Genomic DNA, 21499 nt, shown 5'->3' with positions numbered 1-21499 from the left:
CATGTGTTCGGTGGACACCTACCAGCGCGCCGACCCGCTCGTCGGCATCTTGCTGGACCGGCGCTACCGGGTGGACGCCCCGATCGCCTCGGGCGGGATGTCCACGGTGTACCGCGGACTGGACGTCCGGCTGGACCGGCCGGTCGCGCTGAAGGTGATGGATTCCCGGTATTCCGGGGACCAGCAGTTCCTGACCCGCTTCGAGCGCGAGGCCAAAGCCGTGGCGCGGCTGAAGGATCCCGCCCTGGTGGCCGTCTACGACCAGGGCGGCGGAGGGCCCGGCGGGCAGCCCTCCTTCCTGGTGATGGAGCTGATCGAGGGCGGCACGCTGCGTGAGTTGCTGAGCGAACGCGGTCCGATGCCGCCGCACGCGGTCGCCGCGGTGCTCGTCCCGATGTGCCGCGGCCTGGCGGTGGCGCACGCCGCCGGTCTGGTACACCGCGACATCAAACCGGAGAACGTGCTCATTTCCGATGACGGCGAGGTGAAGATCGCCGATTTCGGTCTGGTCCGCGCCGTCGCCGAAGCCGGCATCACCTCGACCAGCGTCATCCTCGGCACGGCGGCCTATCTGTCCCCCGAGCAGGTCGGCACCGGGGAGGCCACCCCGCGCAGCGATGTGTACGCCGTCGGCATCCTGGCCTTCGAACTGCTCACCGGGCATGCCCCGTTCACCGGGGACACCCCGCTCGCCGTGGCGTATCAGCGGATGGATCACGACGTGCCACCGCCCAGCAGCGCGATCGCCGGGGTTCCCCGGCAGTTCGATGAACTGGTGGCGCGCGCGTGCGACCGCGATCCGGCCGCGCGGTTCGCCGACGCCGGTGAGCTCGCCGACGCGCTGGCCGATGTGATCGAGGAGCTCGGCCTGCCGCCGTTCCGGGTGCCCGCGCCGCGCCAGTCGGCGCAGCACCGGGCCGCGACCGAGTTCCACAGCAGGTTGCGCACCGAGCGGGTGCCCAATCCGACCCGCGAATACGGCGCCGACTTCGCCGAGGATCTGAGCAGCGCCCTCGATACCTCGCAGACCGAGCCCGAATATCAGCCGGCGGCAACGCAATTCGCGGGTATCGACATCGACGAGTTCGAGTGGGCCCGCCAGCGCGCCAGGCGGACCCTGCTGAGCTGGGTGCTGGTGCTGATCACACTGACCGGGCTGGTCGCCGCTGGCGCCTGGGCGCTCGGCAGCAACCTGCCCGGGTTACTGAACTAGGACTAGCCCCGGAGCATTTCCGCGACGAGGAACGCCAGCTCGAGGCTCTGCTGGGTGTTCAGCCGCGGGTCGCAGGCCGTCTCGTAACGGCCGCCCAGATCGTCATCGGAGATGTCCTGCGCACCGCCCAGGCATTCGGTGACGTTCTCACCGGTGATCTCGACGTGGATACCGCCGGGGTGGGTGCCCAGCGAGTGGTGCACCTCGAAGAAGCCCTGCACCTCGTCGACGATGCGGTCGAAGTGCCGCGTCTTGTAGCCGGTGGAGGACTCGTGGGTGTTGCCGTGCATCGGATCGCACTGCCAGATCACCTGGTGACCGGACGCCTGCACCTTCTCGATGATCGGGGGCAGCACGTCGCGCACCTTCTGGTTGCCCATCCGACTGACCAGCGTGAGCCGGCCGGCCTCGTTGTTCGGGTCGAGCCGTTCGACGTATTCGACGGCCAGCTCCGGCGACGTGGTGGGGCCGATCTTGATCCCGATCGGGTTGGCGATGGTCTCCACGAACGCGATGTGGGCGCCGTCGAGCTGGCGGGTGCGCTCGCCGATCCACACGTAGTGCGCGGACAGGTCGTAGAGCCGGGGCTCGTCGAATTCGGTGGACAGCCGCAGCAGGGCCCGCTCGTAGTCGAGCACCAGGGCCTCGTGGCTGGCGAAGATCTCGGCGGTCTGCAGGTTGCGGTCGTCGACGCCGCAGGCGCTCATGAAGCGCAGCCCACGGTCGATCTCCCCGGCCAGCGCCTCGTACCGGGCGCCCGCGGGCGAAGTCCGGACGAACTCGCGGTTCCAGTCGTGCACCTTCTGCAGCGACGCCATCCCCGACGAGGTGAGCGCGCGCACCAGGTTCATCGCGGCGCTGGCATTCGCGTACGCCCGTACCAGTCGGGAGGCGTCGTGATCGCGCACCGAGGCGTCCGGGGCGAACCCGTTGACCATGTCACCGCGGTAGGACTTCAGCCCCAGCGCATCGAGGTCGGAGGACCGCGGTTTGGCGTACTGACCGGCGATCCGGGCCACCTTCACCACCGGCATGCTGGCACCGTAGGTCAGCACCACGGCCATCTGCAGCAGGGTGCGGATGTTGGCGCGGATATGCGGCTCGGTGTTGTCCACGAACGTCTCGGCGCAGTCGCCGCCCTGCAGCAGGAAGGCCTCCCCCCGCGCGACGGCGGCCAGCTGCACCTTGAGCTTCTCGACCTCGGTCGGCACGGTGACGGGCGGCACGCTCTCCAGCACCGTCCGCATCGCCTTGGCCTGCCCGGCATCCCAACCGGGCTGCTGCAGGGCGGGCTTGGCCAGGGCCGCGTCGAGCCGCTGGCGCAGGCCCTCGGGGAGCGGCGGCAGATCCGGCAGCTGGTCGATGGGTACGTCGACGGTCCAGTTCACCGCTCTATGGTAACCGCGCCGACGAACCGATTTTACCGGCCATACCCGCAGCTCAGGCCCGTACCGCCCAGTCCCCCTTGTCATTCATCAGCTGGAACCTGCGCAGATTGTGGCGAGCGTCCACCAACGCATCGTGCGAATCGCTGGGCCGGGGTGGCATGCGCGGACTGCCGCGCTCCTCCCAGAACTGCCGCAGCTCGCGGGTGAACCGGGGCATCGCGGGTGGCAGATCGGTCATCGGCCCCCACAGCTGGCAGAGCACCACGTGGTCATAGGCACCGACCCAGGCCCACAGCTCGATGGGCTCGTCACCGTCGATATCGAAGAAATCTTCCAGCTCGGTGCGGATCTGCCGGCGCGAACGCCACAGCTGCGACGACGGCGACGGCAGTTTGGGCAGCACGTGCTTACGCACCCAGCTGCCGGCCCGCTCCGGATCGAATTCGGTTGATATCGCGTAATACTCGCGGCCGTCCTCGGCGACCACCCCGATCGAGATGAGCTCGATGGTGCGGCCGTTGTCGATGAACTCGGTGTCATAGAAAAAGCGCATGTCAGCGGGATTCCTTCATTACCAGAGGCACGGCGGGCGGCGGTGGCGCGGCGTGGATCTCGCGGTCCAATTCCTCGTTGACCAGCGCATCGTCGGGAAAATGCGGTTCACCGGCCACCACGTGCTGGACCCACAGCTTCGCCTGCACCACCGGCCGGCGCAGCCGGCGTTCCCGTTCCAGCGCGCGGTGCATCTTGCGGGGCCGGACGGTGTACCGCCAGCGCGCCCACGGCGCGTGCGGCCGGGACAGCCGGATCGCCCCGAGGACCAGCAGCGGGGTGATGAACATGCCGACCAGGCCGGTCCACACCTTGCCCTTGAGCAGCACCACCACGGCCAGCGCCAGCGTCAACACGGCGACGCCGATGACCGCCGCCCGGGCCTGCCAGGTGTCGTCGGCCCGCCAGATGTTGATGTCGAAGAACGACAGCGGATTGAAGCCCAGCACTAGCAGCCCCGCCACCGCGATCGCGACAAACACGGCGTCCACCGAGGTGCGGCCGTCCTCGGCCCAGTACACGTCCTGCAGGTGCAGGATCAGGGCGAACTCGTCGAGCACCAGCGCCGCCCCGATCCCGAAGAACACCGCGGCCACCGTGAATTCGGGCACACCTCCGTTTACCGCGAGGGTCACCATGGACACTCCGGAGATCATCACCAGGACGACACCGATCACCGCGTGGTGCAGATGCACCCCGCCGCCGACGGACAGGTTGCGCGGCTTCCACCATGCGCGCGGCGCGTCACCGGCGGGGTGGCTGCGGATGTAGCGCACGATGAGGCGGGTCAGGAAGAACGTGAGGATGAATGCGATCAGGCAGCACAGCAACGGCAGACGATCACCGGTGACGAAGTCGAGCTGGACGCGCAGATGCACGGTCGAGAACATACGCCGACCTGGCACCGATTCGTGCCATCAGGCGTCCTGTGCCGACCGGCGTGCCGGACCACACCGATAGGCTGGTCGGCGAAATGAGCACTCAGCCATCCCGCCCGCCCCACCCCGGTAGGGCCGGATTCCGGACAACCGTGGCATGGCGGCTGTTTCAGCTGCTGACCCTGGCGGGGCTGGTCTGGGCCGGCTGGCGGCTGCTCGGGCATGCGCCCTACCGCATCGACATCGACGTCTACCGGATGGGCGGGCGGGCCTGGCTGGATGGCACCCCGCTGTACGCCGACAGCACCAAATTCCAGACCCAGGCGGGTCTGGACCTGCCGTTCACCTATCCACCGCTGGCCGCGATCGTGTTCGCGCCGTTCGCCTGGCTGACGCTGCCTGCGGCCGGCGCCGCGATCACCGTGACCACGCTGGTGCTGCTGGTGGTGTCCGTGACGATCGTGCTGACCCGGCTGCAGGTCGGTGACAACTGGCAGCGGCGCGCCTGGCTGGCCGCCGCGCTGGTGGCCCCGGCCGTGGTGTTCCTGGAGCCGATCCGGTCCAACTTCGCGTTCGGCCAGATCAATGTGGTGCTGATGACGCTGGTGATCGCCGACTGCGTGCCCCGCAAGACGCCGTGGCCCCGGGGTCTGCTGCTGGGGCTGGCGATCGCGGTGAAACTCACCCCGGCGGTCTTCCTGCTGTATTTCGTGCTGCGCCGCGATGTGCGCGCCGTGCTGGTCACCGCGGTCTCGGCGGTGACGGCCACCCTGGTCGGGTTCGCGCTGGCCTGGCGGGATTCCAGCGTGTACTGGACCGAGACGCTGCGCGACACCAATCGGATCGGCACCGCCACGCTGAACACCAACCAGAACATCTCGGGCACCCTGGCCCGGCTCGGCCTGGGCGAAGAACAGCGTTTCCTGCCCTGGGCGGCGGCCTGCTGCCTGGTGCTGGCCTTGACCGGGTGGGCGGTGCACCGTCTGCTGCAGCGCGGCGGCGACGCACCCGACGGCGGCGAGCAGGTGCTGGCGCTCATCTGCGTGGCGATGTTCGGTCTGGTGGTGTCGCCGGTGTCGTGGTCTCACCACTGGGTGTGGATGCTGCCGACGGTGCTGGCCACCGCCGTGCTGGGGTACCGCAGGCGGCGCTTTGCGCTGATCCTGGTCAGTGCCGCCGGTCTCGCGCTGATGGTGTGGACCCCGATCACGCTGCTGCCCGAACACCACGAGACCGCGGCCTCGTTGTGGCGCCAGCTCGCCGGTGGCTCCTACCTGTGGTGGGCGCTGGCCGTCATCGCGGTCGCCGGCACGAGCGTGCCCGCGGCGGTCGGCGCCGACGGCAGGCGCGCGGTGGGTGCACCGGCGTTGCCGGTGATCAATTAACCCGCTTTGACGGCGGGAACCGGGCCCTTGCCCTCTTTGATGTCAGCGGCGTACAGGTCGACGTACTCCTGGCCGGACAGCCGCATGAGCTCGTACATCACCTCGTCGATGACGGCGCGCTCGATGAACCGGTTGCCCGCCAGCCCCTCGAAACGGCTGAAATCCATCGGCTTGCCGAAACGGACCTCGACACGGCCGAAGTGCCACATCTTGCTGCCGGGCGGGTTGACCGTGTCGGTTCCGATCATCGCGACCGGAATGACGGGGACACCGCTTTCCAGCGCGACGCGGGCCAGGCCGGTCTTGCCCTTGTAGAGCCTGCCGTCGGGTGAGCGGGTGCCCTCGGGATACATCCCGAGCAGCTTGCCGTCGGCGAGGATGCGCTGGGCGGTGGTCAGCGCGGCCTGCGCCGAATCCGCGTCGGTGCGGTCGATGGGCACCTGCCCGGTGGACGAGTAGAAGAACTTGGTCAGCTTGCCCTTGAAGCCGGTGCCCGTGAAGTACTCGGCCTTGGCCAGGAAGGTGATGCGTCGGCGAAGGGCCAGCGGCAGGTAGAAACTGTCCGCGACGGCAAGGTGGTTGCTGGCCAGGATCACCGCACCGGAGTCCGGAACATATTCCAGCCCTTGCACTTTCGGCCTGCCCAGCAAGCGCAACAAGGGGCCCATCAGGATGTGCTTGTAAAACCAGAAAAACATGGGCCCTCCTGCGTCGGACGCTGCGACAGCGTTCCGCGACAACTTTACCCACGCAATGTTGCGACGACCACACGGCGGCGCTGTGAGGATGCCCCGCCGGCTCATTCGGCTATTCGTCGACGTTCACCGGGATGTGCTGGTAACTGCCCGGCGCACTGGGCGCCGGGTCGCCGTCGCGCGGTGGCGGTGGGGTGGGCTGGGCCTGCGGGTCACCGACCATGGTGCGCACGATGGTCAGCAGGGCGACGCTGTGCTCGGCGATGACCGACAGCAGCGGATGCTGTTCGCCGGCCACCAGGGCCGCCAGCGCACAGACCGGGCACCACACCTGCTGACACTGTCCCTCACCGGCGCCCGCGGCGGCCGCGCGCGCGGCCGCCATCCGTACCGCGGGATCCAGCCGGTCCAGCACGGCCTGTGCCAGCTGCCGCAGTTCAGGCCCCAGATCGGGATGCACCCCACTCACGCCGGCCACACCTTTCGATCGGGGCGGAATCGCACCGTGAGTTCGGCGCCGCGCAACTGCGCATCGATGACGATGCAGCGCCGCAGGACCGATGCCAACCGGACCCGGCGGCGCATACCGCCCGACCCGATGATCAGATCGTCGTCGACGCGCCCGAGCGTCAACGAGCCCGGATCCACTTGCGGCAACTCTAACCGCAACCGGTAGACCGCTTCGAGGCCAGTTCCCGATTCGCGGTCGACCACCGGCTTCAGCGGGCCCGGCGGCGGTGCACCGTCGCGGCGGCGGGCCTGTGAGAGCAGTTCACCGAGCGCCTTGGGCCCGATCGGTTCCCCGGCCAGGTGCGGCACCAGCACCAGCTGCACGTCGCCGATGGCCGCGTCCAGCTCGTCGAGCACGGCGCGCTGCTCGGCGATCCGTTCGGTGTACCAGTCGAACGCCGGGTGTTCGGGCAGGTTGCGGTACTCGAATGACTCGTCCTGCAACAAGATCTGGTTGACCAGCAACTCGTCCACCCGGACGCCCATCAGGGCCAGCGACCCGATGGTCCGCACCGCCTCGGCGGCCACCACCCGCTCCGGGGTGAGCACCAGATGCGCACTCACCCGCTGCCCGTCGGCAAGCAGGGCCGACAGCGCCTCGTTGCCCTCGGCGATGCGTTCCACCAGGGTAACGATGGCCGCCGAGGCCGGGTCACCGGAGGACACGGACAGCCGACGGTGCCGGGGCCAGATCCGCTCCAGGTACAGGCTGAACGTCGCGGGCAGAGTCAGCATCCGCAGCGCGTCGGCGGTCGAGGCGCAGTCGACCACCACGTGATCCCAGTTGCCCGAATCGGCGAGCTGGCCCACCTCGTGCAGGCCGAGCACCTCCTGAATTCCGGGGAGTGCCGAAAGTTCTTCGGGGGCAACGCTTCCCAGATCGGATTCAGGGAAGCGGGCGGCCAGCGGACCGGCGATGTCACGCCACCGGCGCGACAGCAGCGCCAGGGTGTCCAGCGCGAGGGCATCCAGGAAACCGGTGTCCAGGTCGGCGAGCACCCTGGTGGGTGCCCGGTCGCCGGTCGGCGAAACCGTGGTCCCGAGCACGTCGCCGGTGGAATGAGCCTGGTCGGTCGACACGATCAGCACCCGCTGCCCACTGCGCGCATCGCGCACCGCGGCGGCGGTGGCCAACGTGGACTTGCCTACCCCACCCTTGCCGACGAACAGGCTGATCCGGGCGGCTTGCTCGCCATTCAGCTCACTGCACCTCGACTCGCTTCTTGAGGTCCTTGAGGGCGGTGTCGGTGAGCCGGCGCTCGGCCTTGCGCTTGAGCAGACCGATCATCGGGATCAGCAGGTCGACCGACAGTTCATAGGTGACATCGGTGCCAGAACCCTTGGGAGACAGCTTGTATGCACCCTCCAGTCCGCGGAGCAGGGAACTGGACACCAACGTCCAGGTCACTGATTTGCGGTCGGCGGGCCACTGATAGGACAGCACCATGGTGTCCTTGAGCACCGTTGCGTCCAGCACCAGGCGGGCCGTCTTGGGATTCCCCGCACCGTCGGCGTCGAGCACCTCGGCTTCCTTGTACTCGGCCACCCATTCCGGATACGAGCCGATATCGGCGATCACGTCCATCACCGTCGAGGGATCGGCATCGATGTATATCGTCTGCGCCGTCTTCTCCGCCACGCACAGAAATGTACCCGCACCGCCGAACGGGCTGCTCGCTATCGGGCCAGCCGTGACACCCCGACCGGCCGGTGCTGCTCCAAGCGGGTCTTGACCTCGAAGGCCATCCTCTTGCCTGCCACCCGGCGGGAGTGGTTGAGCTTGGCCAGATCGAGGCGGGCCAGCTCATGAGCGGTGGCGCCGGCCGGTTCGGCGTGCAGGAAGTAATGCAGGATCACGCCGTCCATCACGGCTTCCAGCCAGACCTCCATGGTGCCCGTCAGCGCACCGGCGACGGTCCAGCGCATCCCGGCGGGGCCGCGGTCCTCCACGACACCCAGGCGCAGGTCCGGCCACCACTGCCGCCAGCTCGCCGGATCCCCGATGGCGCGCCCGACATCCACCGGGTCGGCGCATACGAAGGTCTCGTCGGAGATCTGCACGCTGTTCATGGCTGACCAGCATCACACACGCGGTACCGCCGGTCCGCGGCGGGCGACTAGGCTGACCGGCGGATGCCGAAAGAGATCCATCACCAGCATTTACGAGGGGCCAGAATCGTGCGTGAGTACAGCGTTGCCGCAACGTTCCAGATCGGCGAATTCGATACCGTCGTCGACGCCGTATACGCCCACGAGCGCCAGGACCCCGGCCACGTGATCTTCCAGCGCCTGATCGACGGCCGCTGGACCGATGTCACCGCCGCCCAGGCGGCCGCGCAGATCCGTTCCGCGGCTTTGGGTTTGATCGCCGAAGGGGTCGCGCCGGGTGACCGGGTGGCCATCCTGTCGGCCACCCGCTACGAGTGGCCGATCATCGACTTCGCCATCCTGTCCGTCGGTGCGGTGACCGTTCCCATCTACGAGACCAGCTCGGCCGAGCAGGTCCGGCACGTGCTGGCCGACTCGTCGGCGGTGCTGGTGGTCGCCGAGACCGACGCGCACGCCGACCGGGTGGAACAACTGCGCGACCAGTTCCCCCAGGCGCGCAAGGTGCTGCGGATCGACGGGACCGGCCCGGCCGCGCTCGACGCGCTCGCCGAGGCCGGCAAGAGCATCGACGCCGCGGAGCTGGACGCCCGCCTGGCCGGTATCAAGTCCTCGGACCCGGCCACCCTGATCTACACCTCGGGCACCACCGGGCTGCCCAAGGGCTGCCAGCTGACCCACACCAACCTGCTCTCGGAGATCCACGGCGCCAAGGCCAGCTTCCCCGACCTGCTGGCCAAGGGCGAGCGGATGCTGGTGTTCCTGCCGCTGGCCCACGTGCTGGCCCGGGCCATCACCGTCGCGGCGTTCACCAACCAGGTCACGCTGGGCTTCACCAGCGACATCAAGAACCTGGTGCCGACGTTCGGGGTGTTCAAACCGACGCTGGTGGTGTCGGTGCCGCGAGTGTTCGAGAAGGTGTACAACACCGCCGAGCAGAACGCCCGCGACGGCGGGAAAGGCAAGATCTTCGGGCTCGCCGCCACCACCGCGATCGAGTACAGCCAGGCGCTGGACGCCAGCGGGGCCGGCTTGCTGCTCAAGGCCAAGCACGCCGTGTTCGACCGGCTGGTCTACGGCAAGCTGCGGGCCGCCCTCGGCGGCGACTGCCTCGCCGCCATCTCCGGCGGCGCTCCGCTGGGCGCCCGGCTCGGGCACTTCTACCGCGGCGTCGGGCTGACCATCTACGAGGGTTACGGGCTCACCGAGACCAGCGCCGCGATCACCGTCAACCAGGTCGGTGCGCTGAAGGTAGGTTCGGTCGGAAAGTTGTTGCCCGGCAACAGCATGCGCCTCGGTGACGACGACGAGTTGCTGGTCTCCGGCGGCGTGGTGTTCGGCGGATACTGGCAAAACGACGAGGCCACCAAGGACGCCTTCACCGATGGCTGGTTCCACACCGGTGATCTCGGCGCGATCGACGACGACGGGTTCCTGACCATCATCGGCCGCAAGAAGGAGATCATCGTCACCGCCGGCGGTAAGAATGTCGCCCCGGCGGTACTGGAGGACCGGCTGCGCGCGCACCCACTGATCAGCCAGGCCCTGGTCGTCGGCGATCAGCAGCCGTTCATCGCCGCCCTGATCACCATCGATCCGGAGGCGTTCCCGGGCTGGAAGCAGCGCACCGGCAAGGACGCCTCGGCGACGGTCGGCGACCTGGCCACCGACCCGGACCTGAGGGCCGAGATCGATCTCGCCGTCAAGGAGGCGAATCAGGCTGTGTCGCACGCGGAGTCGATCCGCAAGTTCGCGATCCTGCCGGTCGATTTCACCGAGGACACCGGTGAGCTGACCCCGACGCTGAAGGTCAAGCGCAAGGTGGTCGCGGAGAAGTTCGCCGCCGACATCGACGCGCTGTACTCCTAGGTCTTGCTAGGCCTGTAACAGCCTCTGCAGCCGCGCCCCCTGGGCGCTCCACTGCCAGTTCTGCACGGCCCACTGCCGCCCCGCCGCCCCCATGGCCGCGGCAGCATCGGGGTCGGCCAGGATCTCGGCGACCGCGGCCGCGACGGCCCGGACGTCGGTGCCGTCCACGACCGTTCCGGTCTCGCCGTCGCGCACCGTCTCCGGTGCGCCGCCGGAACGCCCGGCCACCACGGGTATCCCGCACGCCGAGGCCTCCAGGTACACGATGCCGAGGCCCTCGACGTCCAGCCCGGCGCCCCTGGTGCGGCACGGCATCGCGAACACGTCGGCCATCGCGTGGTAGGCGGGCAGCTCCTCGCCCGGCACCCCGCCGGTGAACACCACATCGTCGGCGACCCCGGTCTGGCGGGCCAGTTTCTCCAGCGCCTCCAGGTGCGGGCCACCCCCGACCACCACTAGGGCGCTGCCCGGCACGGCATCCCGGATGGCGGGCAGCGCCCGGATCAACACGTCCTGGCCCTTGCGTGGCACCAGCCGCGACACACACACCACGACCGGCCGCTCCCCCAATCCGTGCCGGGCCCGCAGTTCGGCCCGGGCCACCGGGTCGGGCGTGAAGCGGTCGACGTCCACGCCGGGCGACAACCGTTCCAGCCGGGCCTGCGGCCCGAACGCAGAGGCGAACCTGCCCCGGGTGTAGGAGCTGACATAGGTCACGATGTCGGTGTCATTCCCGATGCGCCGCAGGGCATTTCGCGCCACCGGTAGCATCGACCAGCCCACCTCGTGGCCGTGCGTGCTGGCTATCACCCGCTCCGCCCCCGCGGCCCGGGCCAGCGGGGCCAGTAGTGCCAGCGGGGCGGCCGCACCGAACCAGACGGTCTGGATATCGTGCTCGGCGATCAGCGCGCGCATCCGGTTGGCCACCGTCGGCTCGGGCAGCATCAGAGTGCTGCGATGGCGCACCACCCGGAAGGCCGCCGCCCGGTCGTATTCGGGCGCGCCCTTCCACTTGGGCGCGTACACCGTGAGGTCATGACCGCCGGATTGCACCAGCTGGCCGACGAAGGCCTCCAGATAGGACTGGATGCCACCGCGGCGCGGCGGAAAATCGTTGGTAACCAGCAAAATCCGAGTCATCGCGAAAGGTTATCCGCTCATCCAGTCCCGCCAGCGCGCCAGTACCTGGTCCAGGCCGGCGCCCAGGGTGTCGCGGACCGCCACCGCGACATCGGGATGTCCCGGCTCGCTGGCACGCAGGTACAGCCGTTTGAGCGTGCCGGGGCCGAAACTGGCGGCGACGTAGCGGCTGAACCACCAGGCCCGGTCGTAGGCGTCCGAACGTTGCGGGCCCACGGCATTCAGGTCTGCGTCGGTGGGCAGCCGGGCCAGCGTGGCCGCCGCGGCGGGACCGGGCAGCGGGGCCGGCGGACGCCCCACGTAGTCGGCCACCCCCTCGGCGAGCCACCGGGGGGCGTCGGCCGCGGTGTGCGCCCGCACCGCGTAGTGAAAGAGCTCGTGCCGGGCGACGATTCGCAACGACTGCGGACTCATGGTGGCCGCCCCCGGGGCGAAGACGATGCCGTCGGCGGTGGTGGCCGCCGCGATGTCCGGACCGTCGAAGCCCAGCACCCGGAACTGCTCATCGGTTTCGGTGGCGATCACGACGATATCGCGCGGCCAGTCCGGCCCCCAGAACGCGGTGACGGCCGCCGCCGCGTCGTCGAGTTCGCCGGCGATCCGGTCGCACAGCGGCTGGGTGCGGGTGCCTCCGAGGCCGCGCAGGTGCGCGGTACGCCCGTCGCGCAGCGTCAGCGAGAGCGTTGCCGGTGTGGGAGCCGGGGCCACCGACGTCGTCGGCGGCGCGGGCGGGACTTCCGTCCGGCAACCGGCCAGCAGCACCGCGGCCATCAGGACCGCGGCGACCCGGGCCAGGTCAGTAACGGCGGACGTTGTAGATGGGTGCGTTGTTGACCGGGGCGACCCGAACCGGCACACCGAAGGTCGACGCATGCACCATCATGCCGTCGCCGATGTAGATGCCGACGTGGGAGGCGTCGGAGTAATAGGAGATGACATCGCCTGGTTGCATCTGGTCGGTCGACACCGGTTGTCCGCCCGCGGCCTGCGCGTAGCTGGAGTGCGGCAGCGAGACGCCGGCCTGCTGGAACGCCCATTTGACCAGACCGGAGCAGTCGAACGCGCCCGGTCCTTCGGCACCCCAGGAGTACGGCGAACCGATCCGGGTGAGCGCTGCCTGCACGGCGGCCATGCCCTCGTTGTTACCGCCCATCCCGGGCACCGCGGCGTCCGGCGGCGGGGCCATGTCCCCGGGCGGGATGCCCTCCGGCGGCGCGGCGAGAATCGCCGGATCCTGGCCCGGCAACGCCGCGGGCGGCGGCACATCGCCCGGCGCGGGCGCGGCCGGTACCGGCGGAATGGCGGCCAGCGCCTCCCGCTGAGCGGGAGTCAGCACCTGGTACTGAGACTTGACGACGGCGATCTGCACCTGCAGCTTGCTTTGCTTGGATTGCAGGTCCGCGCGCACCGCGGCGGCCTGCTCGGCGGCCGTCTTGGCGTCGGCCGCGGACTGGGCGGAGGCCGTTTCGGCTTGCGCGGCGCGCGTGCTGGTGGTCTTGAAGTTCTGCATCTGCGCGGCCATCTCGGTGGCCATCACCCGCTGGACGGCGAGCTGGTCGATCAGGCCCTGGGGAGATCCGGCGGTGAGCATGGCGTCCAAACCGTCGGTCCGGCCACCCATGTACTGCGCGGCAGCAACCTTGTTGACCGAGCTCTGGAACGTTGCCAGCTGACCTTTGGCCGAGTCAACGGCGGCGAGGTCGGCCGCGTGCTTTGAATCAGCCGCACGCTGCGCTGCCAGCTTGTTGTCGAGATCGAGCTGCGCCGCGTGCATCGCCTCGGTGGTCGCTTCGGCCTGCCGGGAAAGTTCGTTGAGCTTTGCCAGCGCATCGGCGGCAGGGTCAGCGTGCACACTTCCGGCAAGGAGGCTGCCGAGGACGGTCAAACTCGCTAACGCACCGATCAGGGGTCGCTTGACGCCACGCTTGGGTCGGTGTGTGCGATCAGGCCTCAAGGTTTTGCGTCCTTAAACTGCTTACGAGCCGCGTCGAACTCAATTAGGTCTCAGACAGGTTACGAAATGGCATCGGGCTTGTCCAACAGGAGACGCAAATTTAACAGCAGATCGGGATGAATTTTTGCCTCCGCAGAAGTGTGCGTGTCATCACGCCACACCTGTTCTACCACCTCGGGTGTCCGGACGCCGGATCGGGACCAACCGCAGCCGCGGCGCCATTCCGGCGTCGGCGAGCACCTCCAAGGCCCGACGCTCGTCGTCCAGCAAAGTCTCAGGAACACCGAGTAGCACGCTGACCACGCAGTCCTGGCATCCCGGACCGCGCACCGCGCAGTCGTCGCAGTCGATCACCACCGAGCCGCTATCCAGGCCGGGGTCCGGACCCGGATCCTGAACCGGACCCCAGGAATCGCCGGTGGGCTGTTCTACAGGCTTCACGACATGCCCTTCCATTCTTCTGTGGGTGTCTGACTTTTGACACTGCCCGCACCGTAACGAGGGGTACCGACAGGTCCCGGCGCTCGTCGGTATCGACCGATACCGTCACCCACGTGTCGCAGCTGAGCTTCGCCGATGTCGAGCCACTGGCCGACATCCCGCTCGCCGACACCACGTTCGTCGTGGTGGACCTGGAGACCACCGGCGGTCGGGCCGCCGGCGACGGACACGACGCCATCACCGAGATCGGTGCGGTCAAGGTGCGCGGCGGGGCGGTGCTCGGCGAGCTGGCCACCCTGGTGGACCCGGGCCGGTCCATCCCGCCGCAGATCGTCGCGCTGACCGGGATCACCTCGGCGATGGTGCACGACGCACCGCGGATCGACAGCGTGCTGCCCGCCTTCCTGGAGTTCTCCCGGGGCGCGGTGCTGGTCGCCCACAACGCCGGGTTCGACATCGGCTTCCTGCGCGCCGCCACGCAGCGGCTGGGGCTCAGCTGGCCGCGCCCGCCGGTGCTGTGCACGGTCCGGCTCGCACGCCGGGTGCTCACCCGCGACGAGGCGCCCAGCGTCCGGCTCTCGGCGCTGGCCCAGCTGTTCGGCGCCTCCACCACCCCGACCCACCGCGCACTCGACGACGCCCGCGCCACCGTCGACGTGCTGCACGGGCTGATCGAGCGGGTCGGGAACCAGGGTGTGCGCACCTATCCGGAACTGCGCGCGTATCTGCCCGACGCGACCGCACCCCAGCGCCGCAAACGCCATCTGGCCACCGGCATCCCGGCCCGGCCCGGGGTCTACCTGTTCCGCGGGCCCGGCGACGAGGTGCTCTACATCGGAACGGCGGTGGACCTGCGCCGTCGGGTCGGGCAGTACTTCACCGGGGCCGACCCCCGCACCCGGATGAAAGAGATGGTGGCCCTGGCCACCCGCGTCGACCACGTCGAATGCGCACACGAACTGGAGGCCGGGGTGCGGGAGCTGCGCCTGCTGGCCGCGCACGCCCCGCCGTACAACCGGCGCTCCAAGTTCCCCCGCCGATGGTGGTGGATCGTCCTGACCGACGAGGCGTTCCCGCGTTTCTCCGTGGTGCGGGCACCGCGCAGCGCCCGCGCCCTCGGCCCGTTCGGTGCGCGCGCCGATGCCGTTGCCACCGCCGAGATCCTGGCTCGCGGTACGGGCGTGCGCACCTGCACCAAGCGGCTGTCCCGAGCCGCCCGGCACACCTGCGACCAACACGAACTGGCCCCGTGCCCGGCACCGCGCGGGGCCGACGCGGCCGGCTACGCACCGGCGCCTGCGGCCGCCACCGCGCTCATCGAGGGTGCCGACAGCTCGGCCTTGGGCACCGTGCTGAACCAGATCGAGGCGCTGGCAGCCGTGCACCGGTACGAAACCGCCGCCCGGTTGCGCGACCACACCGCCGACGCGGTGGACGTGGTGTGCCGCGGTCAGCGGCTGCAGGCGCTGGCCGCCGTCGACGAACTGGTCGCCGCGCGCCCCGACGGGCATGGCGGCTGGCAGCTCGCGGTGCTCCGGCACGGGCAACTCGCCTCGGCCGGGTGCGCCCGCCGTGGCGTGCCGCCGATGCCCGTGGTGGACGCCATTTGCGCTGCCGCACAGACGATTCTGCCGGAGTCAGCCCCGCTGGGCGGCGCGCTGGTGGAAGAGACGGCACTGCTCGCGCGATGGCTGGCCGGCCCCGGGGTGCGCATCGTGCGAGCCGAGCCCGGCTACGCCAGCCCCATCGGGTCGGCCGCGCGCTGGGCCGGCTGGGCGGCCACCGCGCGCTCGGCCCGGTTGGCCGCGCAGCAGCGCGACGGAGCCGACTACGCCGATGACCGCTTCGGTGTCGATCCGCCGCGGTCCGGCTACCCGGTCACGCTTTCTGGGTGAACTGAACCCACTTGGCCAACAACTGCTCGGCCGCACCCGAGTCGATGGCGTCGGCGGCCCGGCGCAGGCCGGCCTCCCACGCCGGCACCCACTGGGCATCGCCGGCCAGGCCGGCGTGCGCCACCATCGCACCGGCCGCGTTGAGCACGACCGCGTCGCGCACCGGGCCGGGGTCCCCGCCCAGCACCGCGCGCACCGAGGCCGCGTTGGCCTCGGCGTCCCCACCGATGAGCTCGCTGAGGTCGGCCCGCTTGAAGCCGAACGCCGCCGGGTCCAGGGTGAGCCGTTCCACGGTGCCGGCCTGCACCCGCCAGATGGTGCTCGTCGTGGTCGTCGTCAGCTCGTCGAGACCGTCGTCGCCGTGCACCACCAGGACACTGTTGCCCCTCGCGGCGAACACACCTGCCATCACCTCGGCCAGGTCACCCCACGCGCAGCCGATCAGCCCGGCCCGCGGCGAGGCCGGATTGGTAAGTGGCCCAAGCAGATTGAAGACCGTCGGGACGCCGATCTCCCGGCGCACCACCGACGCGTGCCGATAGGACGGGTGGAACTGCGGCGCGAAGGCGAAACCGATCCCCACCTCGGCCACGCTGCGCGCCACGTCTTCGGGCCCCAGATCGATGCGGACGCCGAGGGCTTCGAGGGTGTCGGCGCCGCCGGACAGCGAGGACGCGGCCCGGTTGCCGTGTTTGATGACCGGCACCCCGGCGGCCGCGACGACGATCGAGGCCATGGTGGACAGGTTCACCGTGTTGGACCCGTCCCCGCCGGTGCCCACGATGTCCACGGCGGCATTGCCGACGGCTTCGGCGGGCAGCCGGCGGGCGTGCTTGAGCATGATGTCGGCCAGTTCGCGGACCTCGGCGGAATTGGGTCGCTTCATCTTCATCGCGACGGCGAAACCCGAGATCTGCGCGGGCGTCGCCGCGCCGGTCATGATCTGGTCCATCGCCCAGGCCGCCTGCCCGCGCAGCAGATCCTGATTCGTCGTCAGCCGGCCCAGAATCTGCGGCCAGGTGGATGCGTCGAGTTGGGGTTCTGCGGAAGGCACCAGGTGATGCTATCGCCCGGTCCTGCCCGCTCCGCCGAGCCGATCATCAGCCCGACCGAAGGCCGGCACCAAGGGGAGCCGACACGATCGAGACCAATTCGGAACCCGGGTGGAGTTAATCAACTACAAAGCGTCATACTTGCACCTGTGACGAGCGCTGTAGGGACCTCCGGAACCGCGATCACATCTCGCGTGCATTCGCTGAACAGGCCGAACATGGTCAGTGTCGGCACCATCGTCTGGCTTTCCAGTGAACTGATGTTCTTCGCCGGACTGTTCGCCATGTATTTCACCGCGCGGGCCCAGGCCCACGGCGACTGGCCGCCGCACCCCACGGAGCTGAATCTGTGGCTGGCCGTGCCGGTGACCGCCGTGCTGATCGCCTCGTCGTTCACCTGCCAGATGGGCGTGTTCGCCGCCGAGCGCGGTGACGTGTTCGGCCTGCGCCGGTGGTACGTGATCACGTTCCTGATGGGCGCCTTCTTCGTCGGCGGCCAGGGCTACGAGTACATCCACCTCGTCGAGCACGGCACGACGATCCCGGGCAGCGCCTACGGTTCGGTCTTCTATCTGGCCACCGGCTTCCACGGGCTGCACGTCATCGGCGGTCTGGTCGCGTTCATCTTCCTGCTCGCGCGGACCCGGATGAGCAAGTTCACGCCTGCCCAGGCCACCGCTGCGATCGTGGTCTCGTACTACTGGCACTTCGTCGACATCGTGTGGATCGCGTTGTTCGCCGTCATCTACTTCGTCCGATGACCGGCTCGCCGATGAGAAGGGGTTCGATGACCACCAAGTCTCGCCGTCGGTTGCACCGGCGCCTGTCAGCGGCAGTGCTGCTGCTGATCGGCCTCGGTGCCGCGGGCGCCGTCGCGGCCACGCTGACGCCCACCCCCCAGGTGGCCGTCGCCGACGAGTCGCAGTCGGCGCTGCTGCGCACCGGTAAGCAGTTGTTCGAGACGTCGTGCGTCAGCTGCCACGGGGCCAACCTGCAGGGCGTGCCCGACCGCGGTCCGAGCCTCATCGGCGCGGGCGAGGCGGCCGTCTACTTCCAGGTGTCCACCGGCCGGATGCCGGCGATGCGCGGCGAGGCCCAGGCCCCGCGCAAGGACCCGGTGTTCGACGAACACCAGATCGATGCGCTGGGCGCTTTCGTCCAGGCCAACGGCGGTGGCCCGGTCGTGCCGCGGGATGCCAACGGGCACATCGCCGATGAGTCGCTGTTGTCCGGAGATGTCGCCCGCGGTGGCGACCTGTTCCGGCTGAACTGCGCGTCGTGCCACAACTTCACCGGCAAGGGCGGCGCCCTGTCCTCCGGTAAGTACGCTCCCGACCTCGGTGAGGCGTCCCGGGTGCCGGCACAGGTGTACAGCGCGATGCTCACCGGCCCGCAGAACATGCCGAAGTTCTCCGATCGCCAGCTCTCCCCCGAGGAGAAGGTCGACATCGTCAGCTACGTACGGGAAGCGGCGGCCACCCCGAGCCCCAGCGGCTACGGGCTCGGCGGATTCGGTCCGGCGCCCGAGGGTATGGCGGCCTGGATCATCGGGATGGTGGCCGCGATCGGTGTCGCGATGTGGATCGGAGCACGTGCATGAGCGCCAATACCCCTGACATTCCGACCGACGCGCAACTGGCCGAGATGTCGCGCGAGGAGCTCCTGGAACTCGGCGGCAAGCTCGACGGCGTCGAGGTCGTCTACAAGGAGCCGCGCTGGCCCATCGAGGGCACCAGGGCCGAGAAACGGGCCGCGCGCACCGTCTCGTACTGGCTGCTGTTCGGCGGCGTCGCCGGTCTGGCCCTGCTGCTGGTCTTCCTGTTCTGGCCGTGGGAGTACCAGCCCTACGGGTCCGAAGGTGAGTGGGCCTACTCGCTGGCCACCCCGCTGTACGGGTTGACGTTCGGGTTGTCGATCCTGGCCATCGGCGTCGGCGCGGTGCTGTACCAGAAGAAGTTCATCCCCGAAGAGATCTCCATCCAGGACCGCCACGACGGCGCGTCCCCGGAGCTGCACCGCAAGACGATCGCCGCGAACCTGGGCGACGCCCTGGAAACCTCCACGATCAAGCGCCGCAAGCTGGTCGGGTTGTCGCTGGGCATCGGCCTCGGCGCGTTCGGGCTCGGCACGCTGGTCGCCTTCGCCGGCGGCTTGATCAAGAACCCGTGGAAGCCGGTGGTGCCGACCGCCGAAGGCAAGAAGGCCGTGCTGTGGACCTCCGGCTGGACGCCTCGGTTCAAGGGCGAGACCATCTTCCTGGCCCGCGCGACCGGGCTGCCGGGCGAGTCCCCGTTCGTCAAGATGCGCCCGGAAGACCTCGATGCCGGCGGCATGGAGACGGTGTTCCCGTGGCGGGAGTCCGACGGCGACGGCACCACGGTCGAGTCCTCGCACCATCTGGCCGAGATCGCCATGGGCGTCCGCAACCCGGTGATGCTCATCCGCATCAAGCCCAACGACATGCAGCGCGTGGTCAAGCGGCAGGGCCAGGAGAGCTTCAACTTCGGTGAGCTGTTCGCCTACACCAAGGTCTGCTCGCACCTGGGCTGCCCGTCGTCGCTGTACGAACAGCAGACCTACCGCATCCTGTGCCCGTGCCACCAGTCGCAGTTCGACGCGCTGCACTTCGCCCGCCCGATCTTCGGTCCGGCCGCACGTGCGCTGGCGCAACTGCCGATTACCATCGATCAAGACGGCTATCTGGTCGCCAACGGCGACTTCATCGAACCTGTCGGACCGGCATTCTGGGAGCGCAAATCATGAGCCCTGACCTTGCCAAGCTCGCCGCCCATCAAGGTGAGGCCATCGATTCGCGGTTTCACCCGTCGGCTGCGGTACGCCGGCAGCTGAACAAGGTGTTCCCCACCCACTGGTCCTTCCTGCTGGGTGAGATCGCGCTGTACAGCTTCATCGTGCTGCTGATCACCGGCGTCTACCTGACCCTGTTCTTCGACCCGTCGATGGCCGAGGTCACCTACAACGGCGTCTACCAGCCGTTGCGCGGTGTGCAGATGTCGCGCGCCTACGAGACGGCACTGGACATCAGCTTCGAGATCCGCGGCGGGCTGTTCGTCCGCCAGGTCCACCACTGGGCGGCGCTGCTGTTCGCCGCCTCGATCATGGTGCACCTGGCCCGCATCTTCTTCACCGGCGCGTTCCGCCGCCCGCGTGAGGCCAACTGGGTGATCGGCTCGCTGCTGTTGATCCTTGCCATGTTCGAGGGCTTCTTCGGTTACTCGCTGCCCGACGACCTGCTCTCCGGTACCGGCGTCCGTGCGGCGCTGTCGGGGATCACGATGGGCATTCCGGTGGTCGGCACCTGGATGCACTGGGCGCTGTTCGGCGGCGACTTCCCCGGCGACATCTTCATCCCGCGGATCTATGCCCTGCACATCCTGCTGATCCCGGGCATCATCCTGGCGCTGATCGCGGCGCACATGATCATCCTGTGGTTCCAGAAGCACACCCAGTTCCCCGGCCCCGGCCGTACCGAACACAACGTCGTCGGCGTCCGGGTGATGCCGGTGTTCGCGGTGAAGTCCGGCGCGTTCTTCGCCATCATCACCGGCATTCTGGGCCTGATGGGCGGGCTGCTCAGCATCAACCCGATCTGGTTGCTGGGCCCCTACAAGCCATCGCAGGTGTCGGCCGGTAGCCAGCCGGACTTCTACATGATGTGGACCGACGGCCTGATCCGGCTCTTCCCGCCGTGGGAGATCTACTTCGGCAACCACACCATTCCGCAGCCGGTCTGGATCGCGCTGTTGATGGGTCTGGTGTTCACCCTGCTCATCGCGTGGCCGTTCATGGAGAAGAAGTTCAGCGGTGACGACGCCCATCACAACCTGCTGCAGCGTCCGCGGGACGCGCCGGTTCGCACGGCCATCGGCGCCATGGCGGTGTCGTTCTACATCCTGCTGACGTTCGCCTGCATGAACGACATCATCGCGCTGAAGTTCCACATCTCGTTGAACGCGACGACGTGGATCGGCCGTATCGGCATGGTGGTGCTGCCGGCGATCGTGTACTACATCGCTTACCGCTGGGCGATCAGCCTGCAGCGCAGCGACCGTGCGGTGCTGGAGCACGGTATCGAGACGGGCATCATCAAGCGGCTGCCGCACGGTGCCTACATCGAACTCCACCAGCCGCTCGGCCCGGTCGACGACCACGGTCATCCGATCCCGCTGGAATACCAGGGTGCCGCCCTGCCCAAGAAGATGAACAAGCTGGGCTCCGGCGGCGCGCCGGGCAGCGGCAGCTTCCTGATTCCGGATCCCGTCGAGCAGCATGAGGCGCTCACCGAGGCGGCGCACGCCGCCGAGCACCGGGCGCTGACCGCCCTGCGGGAACGCCAGGGAACCGGCAACGGATCCAACGGGCACCACTAGAGGTTCGGACCGAGAAGGGCCCGCGCAGCG

The 21499-nt window shown here is 69.0% G+C and carries 21 protein-coding genes; 8 read left to right on the top strand and 13 right to left on the bottom strand.

Annotated elements, in window-relative coordinates:
* Window position 1: 1 nt before the first annotated feature.
* A complete protein-coding gene (locus tag ACXPWS_RS12530; RefSeq protein WP_458712732.1) occupies window positions 2-1213 on the top strand; it encodes a protein kinase domain-containing protein in 1212 nt (403 codons plus the stop codon).
* A 2-nt stretch (window positions 1214-1215) separates the two neighbouring features.
* On the opposite strand, the gene ACXPWS_RS12525 is transcribed toward ACXPWS_RS12530, so the two are convergent.
* From ACXPWS_RS12525 to ACXPWS_RS12515, 3 genes are read right to left on the bottom strand one after another with little or no spacing between them, the layout of a single operon-like run.
* Window positions 1216-2601, bottom strand: a complete 1386-nt coding sequence (locus ACXPWS_RS12525; RefSeq protein WP_458712731.1) for a class II 3-deoxy-7-phosphoheptulonate synthase — start codon at window positions 2599-2601, stop codon at window positions 1216-1218.
* A gap of 52 nt (window positions 2602-2653) precedes the next feature.
* Window positions 2654-3154 carry a polyadenylate-specific 3'-exoribonuclease AS gene (locus ACXPWS_RS12520; RefSeq protein WP_458712730.1) on the bottom strand — a complete coding sequence of 167 codons (501 nt, stop codon included), beginning with the start codon at window positions 3152-3154 and terminating at the stop codon, window positions 2654-2656.
* A 1-nt stretch (window position 3155) separates the two neighbouring features.
* Window positions 3156-4043, bottom strand: a complete 888-nt coding sequence (locus ACXPWS_RS12515; protein WP_458712729.1) for a hypothetical protein — start codon at window positions 4041-4043, stop codon at window positions 3156-3158.
* Window positions 4044-4126: 83 nt separating this feature from the next.
* Here ACXPWS_RS12515 and ACXPWS_RS12510 point away from each other — a divergent pair, with 83 nt between their 5' ends.
* A complete protein-coding gene (locus ACXPWS_RS12510; protein WP_458712728.1) occupies window positions 4127-5416 on the top strand; it encodes a glycosyltransferase 87 family protein in 1290 nt (429 codons plus the stop codon).
* On the opposite strand, the gene ACXPWS_RS12505 is transcribed toward ACXPWS_RS12510, so the two are convergent.
* The 5 genes from ACXPWS_RS12505 to ACXPWS_RS12485 all read right to left on the bottom strand — a co-directional run bounded on the left by ACXPWS_RS12505 (window position 5413) and on the right by ACXPWS_RS12485 (window position 8691).
* Window positions 5413-6114: a lysophospholipid acyltransferase family protein gene (locus ACXPWS_RS12505; RefSeq protein ID WP_458712727.1), complete on the bottom strand. Its 702-nt coding sequence runs from the start codon at window positions 6112-6114 to the stop codon at window positions 5413-5415. The two genes, ACXPWS_RS12510 and ACXPWS_RS12505, sit on opposite strands and share 4 nt — an antisense overlap.
* A gap of 109 nt (window positions 6115-6223) precedes the next feature.
* On the bottom strand, window positions 6224-6580 hold the full coding sequence (locus tag ACXPWS_RS12500) for a hypothetical protein (protein WP_458712726.1): 357 nt from the start codon (window positions 6578-6580) through the stop codon (window positions 6224-6226).
* Window positions 6577-7821 (bottom strand): ArsA family ATPase, encoded by a 1245-nt coding sequence (locus ACXPWS_RS12495; RefSeq protein WP_458713514.1) that lies wholly within the window; start codon window positions 7819-7821, stop codon window positions 6577-6579. Before ACXPWS_RS12495 ends, ACXPWS_RS12500 begins: the two co-directional genes overlap by 4 nt.
* A 1-nt stretch (window position 7822) precedes the next feature.
* On the bottom strand, window positions 7823-8260 hold the full coding sequence (locus tag ACXPWS_RS12490) for an SRPBCC family protein (RefSeq protein WP_458712725.1): 438 nt from the start codon (window positions 8258-8260) through the stop codon (window positions 7823-7825).
* 38 nt (window positions 8261-8298) lie between these two features.
* Window positions 8299-8691, bottom strand: a complete 393-nt coding sequence (locus tag ACXPWS_RS12485; RefSeq protein ID WP_458712724.1) for a polyketide cyclase / dehydrase and lipid transport — start codon at window positions 8689-8691, stop codon at window positions 8299-8301.
* 108 nt (window positions 8692-8799) lie between these two features.
* Here ACXPWS_RS12485 and ACXPWS_RS12480 point away from each other — a divergent pair, with 108 nt between their 5' ends.
* On the top strand, window positions 8800-10596 hold the full coding sequence (locus ACXPWS_RS12480; RefSeq protein WP_458712723.1) for an AMP-dependent synthetase/ligase: 1797 nt from the start codon (window positions 8800-8802) through the stop codon (window positions 10594-10596).
* Window positions 10597-10602: 6 nt separating this feature from the next.
* On the opposite strand, the gene ACXPWS_RS12475 is transcribed toward ACXPWS_RS12480, so the two are convergent.
* From ACXPWS_RS12475 to ACXPWS_RS12460, 4 genes are all read right to left on the bottom strand, one after another.
* A complete protein-coding gene (locus tag ACXPWS_RS12475; protein ID WP_458712722.1) occupies window positions 10603-11736 on the bottom strand; it encodes a glycosyltransferase family 4 protein in 1134 nt (377 codons plus the stop codon).
* A 9-nt stretch (window positions 11737-11745) separates the two neighbouring features.
* Window positions 11746-12507 (bottom strand): peptidase, encoded by a 762-nt coding sequence (locus ACXPWS_RS12470; RefSeq protein WP_458712721.1) that lies wholly within the window; start codon window positions 12505-12507, stop codon window positions 11746-11748.
* 25 nt (window positions 12508-12532) lie between these two features.
* A complete protein-coding gene (ripC, locus tag ACXPWS_RS12465) occupies window positions 12533-13690 on the bottom strand; it encodes a peptidoglycan hydrolase RipC (RefSeq protein ID WP_458712720.1) in 1158 nt (385 codons plus the stop codon).
* A gap of 150 nt (window positions 13691-13840) precedes the next feature.
* The gene (locus tag ACXPWS_RS12460; RefSeq protein ID WP_458713513.1) at window positions 13841-14062 is read right to left on the bottom strand and encodes a hypothetical protein; all 222 of its coding nucleotides are present in this window, start codon (window positions 14060-14062) and stop codon (window positions 13841-13843) included.
* Between the two features lie 182 nt (window positions 14063-14244).
* Between ACXPWS_RS12460 and ACXPWS_RS12455 the strand changes: the two genes are divergently transcribed.
* Complete coding sequence (locus tag ACXPWS_RS12455; protein WP_458712719.1) at window positions 14245-16026, top strand: DEDD exonuclease domain-containing protein; 1782 nt, start codon at window positions 14245-14247, stop codon at window positions 16024-16026.
* On the opposite strand, the gene trpD is transcribed toward ACXPWS_RS12455, so the two are convergent.
* Window positions 16010-17080, bottom strand: a complete 1071-nt coding sequence (trpD, locus tag ACXPWS_RS12450; RefSeq protein WP_458712718.1) for an anthranilate phosphoribosyltransferase — start codon at window positions 17078-17080, stop codon at window positions 16010-16012. The genes ACXPWS_RS12455 and trpD overlap by 17 nt on opposite strands.
* A 147-nt stretch (window positions 17081-17227) precedes the next feature.
* Between trpD and ctaE the strand changes: the two genes are divergently transcribed.
* From ctaE to qcrB, 4 genes are read left to right on the top strand one after another with little or no spacing between them, the layout of a single operon-like run.
* Window positions 17228-17839, top strand: coding sequence for an aa3-type cytochrome oxidase subunit III (gene ctaE, locus ACXPWS_RS12445; RefSeq protein WP_458712717.1), 612 nt, complete (start codon window positions 17228-17230; stop codon window positions 17837-17839).
* Entirely contained in the window at window positions 17836-18678 is an 843-nt protein-coding gene (gene qcrC / locus ACXPWS_RS12440; RefSeq protein ID WP_458712716.1) for a cytochrome bc1 complex diheme cytochrome c subunit, read from the top strand. Before ctaE ends, qcrC begins: the two co-directional genes overlap by 4 nt.
* Complete coding sequence (gene qcrA / locus ACXPWS_RS12435; RefSeq protein ID WP_458712715.1) at window positions 18675-19841, top strand: cytochrome bc1 complex Rieske iron-sulfur subunit; 1167 nt, start codon at window positions 18675-18677, stop codon at window positions 19839-19841. The genes qcrC and qcrA overlap by 4 nt, the downstream gene beginning before the upstream one ends.
* Entirely contained in the window at window positions 19838-21469 is a 1632-nt protein-coding gene (gene qcrB / locus ACXPWS_RS12430) for a cytochrome bc1 complex cytochrome b subunit (protein ID WP_458712714.1), read from the top strand. The genes qcrA and qcrB overlap by 4 nt, the downstream gene beginning before the upstream one ends.
* Window positions 21470-21499 lie beyond the last annotated feature (30 nt).

Source organism: Mycobacterium sp. BMJ-28 (assembly GCF_054404835.1).
This window is presented reverse-complemented; position numbering and strand designations above follow the sequence as displayed.

Excerpts from the sequence above, each read along its gene's own strand:
- ACXPWS_RS12475 (WP_458712722.1), bottom strand. The coding sequence starts at position 11,736 with ATGACTCGGATTTTGCTGGTTACCAACGATTTTCCGCCGCGCCGCGGT.
- ACXPWS_RS12530 (WP_458712732.1), top strand. The coding sequence starts at position 2 with ATGTGTTCGGTGGACACCTACCAGCGCGCCGACCCGCTCGTCGGCATC.
- qcrB (WP_458712714.1), top strand. The coding sequence starts at position 19,838 with ATGAGCCCTGACCTTGCCAAGCTCGCCGCCCATCAAGGTGAGGCCATC.
- ACXPWS_RS12505 (WP_458712727.1), bottom strand. The coding sequence starts at position 6,114 with ATGTTTTTCTGGTTTTACAAGCACATCCTGATGGGCCCCTTGTTGCGC.
- ACXPWS_RS12520 (WP_458712730.1), bottom strand. The coding sequence starts at position 3,154 with ATGCGCTTTTTCTATGACACCGAGTTCATCGACAACGGCCGCACCATC.
- ACXPWS_RS12485 (WP_458712724.1), bottom strand. The coding sequence starts at position 8,691 with ATGAACAGCGTGCAGATCTCCGACGAGACCTTCGTATGCGCCGACCCG.
- ACXPWS_RS12470 (WP_458712721.1), bottom strand. The coding sequence starts at position 12,507 with ATGGCCGCGGTGCTGCTGGCCGGTTGCCGGACGGAAGTCCCGCCCGCG.
- qcrA (WP_458712715.1), top strand. The coding sequence starts at position 18,675 with ATGAGCGCCAATACCCCTGACATTCCGACCGACGCGCAACTGGCCGAG.
- qcrC (WP_458712716.1), top strand. The coding sequence starts at position 17,836 with ATGACCGGCTCGCCGATGAGAAGGGGTTCGATGACCACCAAGTCTCGC.
- ACXPWS_RS12515 (WP_458712729.1), bottom strand. The coding sequence starts at position 4,043 with ATGTTCTCGACCGTGCATCTGCGCGTCCAGCTCGACTTCGTCACCGGT.
- ACXPWS_RS12510 (WP_458712728.1), top strand. The coding sequence starts at position 4,127 with ATGAGCACTCAGCCATCCCGCCCGCCCCACCCCGGTAGGGCCGGATTC.